Genomic DNA, 1,989 nt, shown 5'->3' with positions numbered 1-1,989 from the left:
CAAGCCGCCCAGGAGGTGCAGCCGTGATCCCGGAATCCCTTTCCTCCAGCCTGCGCCTAACGCCGGACCTGGACCGCTGGATTCGCATCGATCCCGGCGGGACCGTCACCGTCTTCACCGGCAAGGTGGAAATCGGCCAGGGCATCCAGACCGTGATCGCACAGATCGCCGCCGAGGAGTTGGACGTCTCCATGCAGCGCATGCAGGTGATCCTGGCCGATACGCTGCTCTCGCCGGACGAAGGCTTCACCGCAGGCAGCATGTCGACCCAGGTCAGCGGGGGGGCCGTGCGCCAGGCCGCGGCCGAAGCCCGCCACATTCTCGTCGGCCAAGCCGCCGCGCAACTAGACGCGCCGATGGACCGTCTGCGCGTCGAAGACGGCACAGTCTACGACCCGGAGACCGGCGCCAAAGTCACCTATTGGGAACTGATGGCCGGCAAGCGCTTCAACCAACAGGTCTCCGGCCGCGTGGCGCCCAAGCCCGCCGCAGAATATGCCATCGTCGGCCAACCCGTGCCGCGGCTCGACATTCCCGCCAAGGTAGCGGGCGAGCCTGTATACGTCGACGACATGGACCTGCCCGGCATGGCGCACGGGCGCGTCGTGCGCCCGCCCAGCTATACGGCGCGCCTGGCCGCGATCGACACGGCGCCGGTGGAGGCCATGCCCGGCGTGATCGCCGTGGTGCGCGACGGCAGTTTCCTCGGCGTGATCGCCCAGCGCGAGGAACAGGCCGTCTTTGCCGCGCAGCGTCTCGCCGGCCTCGCCCAGTGGCAGGGAGACCGGCCCCTGCCGCCGGCAGAGGAGATCAACCAGCGCCTCCTGTCCACGCCCGGCGAGAGCTTCCTCGTCGTGGACGGGACGCCCACGAACGACCCAATCCCCCCGTTCGAGCCGCCGGCCAGCGCGACGCAGACGGTCGCCGCAGTCTACTCCCGGCCCTATGTGCGACACGCCTCGCTCGGCCCCTCGTCCGCCGCGGCGCAGTTCGAGGACGGAAAGCTGACGGTGTGGACGCACAGCCAGGGCGTCTATCCGCTGCGCGCCGACATGGCGCAGGTCCTCGACATGCCCCTGGGCGACATCCGCGTCATCCACCGGCAGGGCCCCGGCTGCTACGGCCATAACGGGGCCGACGACGTGGCGCTCGACGCCGCGCTGCTGGCCAAGGCCGTGCCAGGCCGCCCGGTGCTCGTCAAGTGGAGCCGCCACGACGAAAACCTGTGGGAGCCGTTCGGCCCGGCTATGGTGATGAAACTGCAAGCCGGCCTGGACAGCGCCGGCGAAGTGCTGCTCTGGAGCCACGAGACGTGGAGCTACTCGCACTCGGCGCGCCCGCGCGTGGAGCCGGGACGCTCCAGCCTGCTGGCAGCCCATCACCTCGCCCGGCCCTTTGCCCCGCCCACCCAACAGCCGGGACGCGGCTTCCACGGCGGCATCCACCGCAACGCCGACCCGCTCTACGCCTTCCCGCGCCGCCGCATCGTCAAGCATTTCGTGCCCGACAGCCCGCTGCGCCATTCGGCGCTGCGCAGCCTAGGCGCGTTCAGCAACATCTTCGCCTCCGAATCGTTCGTGGATGAAGTGGCTGCAGCCGCGCAGATCGACCCGGTAGCGTTCCGCCTGCGCTACCTGACCGACCCGCGCGCCCGCGACGTAGTGGCGACCGCGGCGGAACGCGCCGGCTGGCGCGCCGAGCCGCGCCCTGCCGGTCGCGGCCAGGGCATCGCCTTCTCACGCTACAAAAACACGATGATCTACTCCGCCGTCGTCGTCGAGGCCACCGTAGACCCCGAAAGCGGCGTCGTGCACGTCGAGCGCGCCGTCGCCGCGGCCGACGCCGGGCAGATCATCAACCCCGACGGGCTGCGCAATCAACTGGAGGGCGGCATCGTGCAGTCGATCAGTTGGACGCTGAAAGAGGCGGTGCAATTCGGCCCCGACGGCCTGGCGGGCGAGGACTGGACGACCTACCCGGTCATCACCT

General features: G+C 70.1%; 1 protein-coding gene. It reads left to right on the top strand.

The features are described 5' to 3' along the window. Nucleotides 1-23: 23 nt before the first annotated feature. A partial coding sequence (locus GXY85_02585) for a xanthine dehydrogenase family protein molybdopterin-binding subunit (GenBank protein NLW49715.1) occupies nucleotides 24-1,989 on the top strand: 1,966 nt, incomplete at its 3' end.

This window comes from Candidatus Brocadiaceae bacterium, from assembly GCA_012728835.1.
Lineage (GTDB): Bacteria > Planctomycetota > Brocadiia > SM23-32 > SM23-32 > JAAYEJ01.
This window is presented reverse-complemented; position numbering and strand designations above follow the sequence as displayed.